The 6,115-nt window shown below is 67.4% G+C and carries 4 protein-coding genes; 3 read left to right on the top strand and 1 reads right to left on the bottom strand.

Features of this window, described 5'->3' with window-relative positions:
- On the top strand, nt 1-1,696 hold a 1,696-nt coding region (locus ELR45_RS31575; protein ID WP_129669865.1), incomplete at its 5' end, for a glycoside hydrolase family 84 protein.
- A 179-nt stretch (nt 1,697-1,875) separates the two neighbouring features.
- Entirely contained in the window at nt 1,876-3,135 is a 1,260-nt protein-coding gene (locus ELR45_RS31570) for a serine/threonine-protein kinase (protein ID WP_129669828.1), read from the top strand.
- A gap of 117 nt (nt 3,136-3,252) precedes the next feature.
- On the opposite strand, the gene ELR45_RS31565 is transcribed toward ELR45_RS31570, so the two are convergent.
- Nucleotides 3,253-5,259, bottom strand: coding sequence for a vWA domain-containing protein (locus ELR45_RS31565; RefSeq protein ID WP_129669827.1), 2,007 nt, complete (start codon nt 5,257-5,259; stop codon nt 3,253-3,255).
- Between the two features lie 225 nt (nt 5,260-5,484).
- Here ELR45_RS31565 and ELR45_RS31560 point away from each other — a divergent pair, with 225 nt between their 5' ends.
- A complete protein-coding gene (locus tag ELR45_RS31560) occupies nt 5,485-6,042 on the top strand; it encodes a helix-turn-helix domain-containing protein (RefSeq protein ID WP_129669826.1) in 558 nt (185 codons plus the stop codon).
- The last annotated feature ends 73 nt before the right edge of the window (nt 6,043-6,115 follow it).

The raw sequence follows: 6,115 nt of genomic DNA, 5'->3' as shown, positions 1-6,115 counted from the left end.
CGACGTCGTCGACCTTGACGAGATGAGGCAACGCCCGGGCTGGCTGACCGTCGTCGTCGGAGCCGCCGGGACACCGGCCGTCGACGACGCGCTGCGCGATGCCGGAGGAGCTGTGCCCAGCGAGGACCTGTCTGCCGAGGGATACGCTCTCGCGTCGAAGGCGCAGGCCTCGGGTGGGCTGGTCGCGATCGGCGGAGCGGACCCGGACGGCATCTACTACGGCGCGCAGACGCTGCGGCAGCTTGTCACGGACAAGGCGATCTCGGCGGTGTCCATCACTGATTACCCGCTGATGAGGCTGCGCGGCTCGATCGAGGGCTTCTACGGCAGCCCGTGGAGCCACCAGGAGCGGCTCGACCAGCTGGCGTTCTACGGCGACATCAAGGCGAACACATACATCTATGCGCCCAAGGACGACCCTTACCACCGAGACCAATGGCGCGATCCGTACCCGGACCAGCTGTATACGCAGCTCGGTGAGCTGGTGCAGCAGGCCGTCGATCACCACGTCCGATTCACCTTCGCGGTCTCACCGGGCGTCTCGATCTGCTACAGCGATCCCGCCGACCGGGATGCCCTGTTCGCCAAGCTCCAGGCGATGTACGACCTGGGCGTGCGCAGCTTCTCGATCGCGCTGGACGACATCAGCTACGAGGAGTGGAACTGCCCGGCCGACCAGGAGACGTACGGCGATCCGTCCGGCGGGGCAGCCGGACAGGCTCAGGTCGATCTGCTCAACGCGGTCCAACGTGAGTTCCTGGACCAGCGCGACGGCGTCAACCCGTTGCAGTTCGTCCCGACCGAGTACGACAACGTCGACGAGACGCCGTACAAGCAGACCATCCGCGAACAGCTGGACGAACGGGTCGAGGTGATGTGGACGGGAACCGACGTCGTGCCACCGAGCATCAGCGTCGATGAAGCCGCGGAGGCCGCCGATGTCTGGGGCCGGCCGGTCTTCATCTGGGACAACTACCCGGTCAACGACTTCTGGTGGACGACGGGTCGGCTGCTCATGGCTCCGTACGCGGAGCGCGAGGCGGGCCTGCACACGCAGGTGTCGGGGATCGTGTTGAACCCGATGAACCAGGCGTCGGCCAGCAAGGTCGCTCTGTTCGGCGGGGCCGACTTCGGCTGGAACGACGTCGCATATGACCCGTACCGGACGTGGAATGTGGCCGCAGACTACCTGGCCGGCGGTGATGCCGCGACGACGGAGGCGCTGCTGGCCTTCTTCGATCTGCAGCACCGGGCGCCGATGTTCTCCGGGGAAGCGTGGCAGCCGCCAGCGCCCGAGCTGGACCGTCGGCTGACCGAGTTCCGCGCGACGTGGGACGCGGGTGATCACCAGAAGGCGTTGGACAAGCTTCGGCCGTATGCCGAGCTGCTCGCGTCCGCTCCGAAGGTGATCACCGACGGCGTGGCGGACCCCCTATTCCACGACGACGTCGGCCCGTGGATGGAGTCATTGACGCTGTGGGGCGGGGCGTTGGTCAGCGCGCTGGACGGGCTACAGGCTCGTGTCGACGGCGACGATGAGGAAGCCGAACAGCACTTTGGCGAGGCGTCTGAGCTCATCGAGGCCGCGGGGGAGGTCGAGACGATCCCGGGTGAGACACGGACGGAAGGCGTCATCCAGATGGGCGACGGCGTCCTGGACACGTTCCTCGCCGAAGCCCCAGAGCTCGGCCTCTGATCGGTACTGTCCCGCCACCTCGATACCGTCGCACCACCTCGATACCGCCCGATGCGATCTCAGGCCGGATTCGCCCCGCTGATCGCATCTGGCGGTATCGAAGTGCCGATGCCGCGCAGAGCCCTTGCCGCGAAGGGTGGTGCTGCCGTGACGTGCCGGAACGCCTACGATGGTCCGCCGTGGGAGAAATCTTCGCCGGACGCTACGAGCTCGTCGATCCGTTAGGTGAGGGCGGCATGGGCGCGGTCTGGCGGGTGTGGGACCGGCGGGATGAGCGCTACGTCGCGGCCAAGGTACTTCGCCAGGTCGACGCGACATCCCTGCTGCGTTTCGTGCGCGAACAGTCGTTCCGCATCGACCACCCGCACGTGGTGATGCCGCTGGGCTGGGCGGGGGAGGACGACCGAGTCCTGTTCACCATGCCCTTGGTGCGTGGCGGGTCGCTGGCCACTTTGGTCGGCGACCACGGCCCGCTGCCGGTGGCCTGGGCCGCGGCGCTGCTCGACCAGCTCCTCGACGCGTTGTCGGCGATTCACTCCTCCGGCATCATCCACCGCGATGTGAAACCCGCCAACTTGCTCTTCGAGCCGACCGGGACAGGCGCCCCGCACCTGCAGCTGTCCGATTTCGGTATCGCCGCACCGGTGGGCCAGCCGCGGCTGACCCACACCGACGTGGTGGTCGGCACGCCTGGTTACCTGGCGCCTGAAGTCCTGCGGGGAGAAGACCCTGACCCCCGCCAGGACCTGTATGCAGCCGGAATGACCGCCATCGAGATGCTTCTCGGTTCCCGGCCGCGCAGCGGTGTGGTTCCGGATGACGCCTTGGCCACGCGGGATGGCGCCGGTGGCCTCGTCGAGGTCGTGCGCGAGCTGGTCCGAGAGAGTCCCGTGGACCGGCCCTCCTCGGCTCCGCAGGCACGGCAGCTACTCGAGTCGACAGGTCTGGTACCGGCCCGGGGTGTCACTCCGGACGACGACGGCGTGGGCGTCGAGATCTTCGACCAGGTGCCGCCGCTTCCCTCCGGCTGGGACGGCGACGGCCCCCGTGCGGACGCACCGCCACCACCGATGGAGACTGCGCCGGCAGATGGCGCCCCCGCGCGCCTCAACGCCGCCGCGACAGCGCAGTCTGCTGCTTCTGGGACGACGCCCGACACAACAGCGGGGCCGGCCCCGACTCCTAAGGCCGCGCCGCCACCCCCGCCGCAGCCTGCTTCTCACAGTGCGGCGACGAGGTCCTACACGAGATCCGAATCGACGACGGAGGCCGACACCACGTCCGACCGGGGGACGTCCGGGCCGCCGCCTCCGCCGTCTACGCACCCGTCGCACGAATCCGTAAGAAGCGCCCAGCGTCGTCGGGGCCTGGTCATCTCGTTCGGGGTGACGGCGGCCGGCTTGGTGTTGCTCGTCTTCGCTATAACGCAGCTGCTCTGACGGCGGTGCCGCCGCCGACGTCATGGCAGTGAGCCCACCGTCGACCTAGCGACGATGGGCTCACTCGGTGCAGTTCGCGCACGGCGTCGTGCGCCCTCATAACTGTGTGGCAGAGGTTCAGGAGCTCATCCGCATGAAACGGTAGATTCCGTATCCGCCGCCGGTCAGGAGGAGCAGCCCGCCCACACCTACCCCGACGGTGGCCGGGGTGAGCCCGCCGTCCTCGGAGTCACTGGCGACGGTCTGGGTCGTGTCGCTCTCCTGCTGCTCCGCTTCGGCCGGGGTTTCGTCCTCTGTGCCGTCGTCAGCCGGAGTGTCGGTGGCGTCCGCCGATGGCTCGGAGTCGTCTTCGGGCTCGTCGGTGGCGTCGTCGGCCGGATCTTCGGTGGTGTTTCCGTCCTCGGGCAGCTCGACCGTGGTGAACTCGGGCGCCCCGGCGCCTGCCTCACCGATCAGGCTTGTGGTCAGGGTGAACGGGACCTCGTATTCGTCGCCGTCGCCGTCCTCGGAGACCGAGACCGCGATGTAGTAGTCACCGGCGATGCTGGCGGCGTTCATGAACTCGTGAACGGACTCAAGGTTGCGGTACCGAACTTCCACGGTCGAGGCGTGGACCTGGGCGCCCGCGGTTCCCCTGAGGTTCATCTCGCTCATCCGCTCCCCGATGGCGATGTCGGTGGCGTCACCGCCGGCCGGACCGTACACGCGCGTGCCTATGGTCGACGCGGCGTCAAGCTGGTCACGCAGCGCACCGTCCGCGGGATCGACGTCGACCTGTGCCTGCAGGCGCTGGCCCCACTCGACCGGCACCCTGAACAGGCGCATCTCACCGGGGACGACGGTGTCGGTGTAACTCTCGCCCGGTTCGAGCTCCGGCGCTTCACCGAACGACGGGGCGCCGTCGACCTCGCTTGTGTCGCCACGGTCGGGGTTGATCTCTTCCCACGGGATGTCGTTGTACTGCTGGGGCTCGGGAAGGTCGTCGTAGTTGCCGGCGGCGCTGTACTCCCACAGCTTGAACTGGATCGGCGTACCCGCGAAGTCAGCGGTGCCGGCCGTGGTGTTCTGCTGGATGCGCAGCCGGAGATCGTCGGCGGTGGCGCACGGGTCGTCGGGGTCGAGATGGAACTGGGTGAGCGTCGCTACGGATCCCGCCACCAGGGAGTAGCCGGTGTCGTTGAGCGCCGTCGCGTAGTTCCAGTCGCATTCGTCGCCGTCGGCGGTCTCGATACGCATCTCGAGCTGGCCACGGTCGTCCGGGCGTCCGGACGCGCCGACGATGATGTTCGAACCCTCGGCGCTGCGGTCGATGGTGTAGAACTTTTGGGCGTCCAGCTCCGGCACCGTGTCGACGTACTGCCCGCCGGCCTCCAACTCGGGAGCTCCGTTGTACTCGGGTGTGCCTTCGACGGGCGTGCCGGTCACCTCAAAGGGCTGCATGGCTCGGGCCGCGACCGTGTCGAGGCTCTCGGTGAGCTCCTCGGTGTTCTCCGCGTCGTAGTAGGTGCCGTTGCCCTTGTCCGCGATGCAGGACAGTTGGTTTCGTGCGGCTCCGTCGACGTCGAATCCGACGACGTCGATCCGGAGGTCGATGCCGCGTGCGGCGATGTCCTCGGCCACTTCGCAGGGGTCAGGATCGCAGTTGGCCTCGCCGTCGGAGACGAGCAAGATAGTGCGCTGCCCCTCGTCGCCCAGGTCCGCTGCAGCCTCCTCCAGTGCGTAGGAGATGGGCGTCTCGCCGTACGGCTCGTACTCGTCGATGGCGGCCTTCAGGTCGCTCTGGTTGCCGGTATCGATCGGCACGACGAGTTGCGAGTCCTCGCAGGCGCCGGCGTCGCTGCGGGAGAAGACCGATGCGCCGAAGACCCGCATCCCGACGGTGGCCTCGTCGGGCAGATCGTCGACCACACTGTGCAACGCCGTGCGGGCTGCCTCGATGCGAGTGGTCCCGGATGCGTCGGGCTCTTCCATGGACCCGGAGGAGTCGAGAACGAGCATGAGGCTGCCCATCTCGTTGTCGCTGGGCTGGGTGCTCTGTGAGAGCTGGGCGTGGGCCGAGCTTGCCGCAGCGACGCTGAGCAGCAGCGTGGCGACAATGGCCAGAAGTCGTCGAGCGTACGGCATTGTGGCCGTCCCTCCTCTTCGCGGTGAGTTTGCTAAAGCGAAGCTATAGATTTGCGATTGCAAAGTCAACTCTTGGCCGAGGATGTCTTGATCGGGGCGTCGCCTGTTCGGTGCGACCCCAACGGTGCACGCGCGCGTGGGGCATCGCGTACCATCGACTCGACAGTTCGCAATTGCAAATACGTGGCGGCCGGATGGCCAACAGAAGAGCGGGGTGACCCTTCGGTGGATGACGAGCAGCTCGCTCGGAACCGTGACGCACAAGCGGAACTCTACGGAGCGCCTCTCCGTGAGCTCTTCCGGCGCCTCATCGACACCTTCGGACTGACCCAGTCACAGCTGGCCTCGACGGTCGGGGTGTCCGCGCCGATGCTGTCCCAGCTGATGGGGGCACGGCGGGTCAAGATGGGGAACCCCGCCGCGATGCAGCGGATCCATGCCCTGTCGGCACTGGCCGACGAGGCGGAGGCCGGTCAGGTGAGCCCGGAGGAGTTGAAGAGCCGTATCGATGAGATCCGCTCCGTCAGCGGCGTCCTGACGAGCTCGTCGTATGTGCGCTCCACCGATAGCGCACAGACGACGACGGCCAAGCCGTCGCCGGACGACGTCGTCGCCGCGATTCGGGGACTGTTGCGGGCGGTCGCGTCAGGGCAAGAGCTGCACGACGTGGCTGCGGCGCTTGTCGGCGACCACCCCGGGCTTGCCGAGCTCATCAGGGTCTACGGGGTGGGGCGACAGGAAGACGCCGTGGATCACTACCGTCGCCACGAACACTTGTTATAGGTGCTAATGGTGGTCTTCGGTGCGAGCTGGTCTCGCACGTAGTCACATTCCGGGTAGGACTTCACATACTTCC

Source organism: Phytoactinopolyspora endophytica, assembly GCF_004138495.1.
Lineage (GTDB): Bacteria > Actinomycetota > Actinomycetes > Jiangellales > Jiangellaceae > Phytoactinopolyspora > Phytoactinopolyspora endophytica.
The sequence above is the reverse complement of the archived record's forward strand: the minus strand, read 5'-3'. Positions and strand labels throughout refer to the sequence as shown.

Bases quoted from the DNA above. Each gene is read 5' to 3' on its own strand.
- ELR45_RS31565 (WP_129669827.1), bottom strand. From the start codon at position 5,259: ATGCCGTACGCTCGACGACTTCTGGCCATTGTCGCCACGCTGCTGCTC.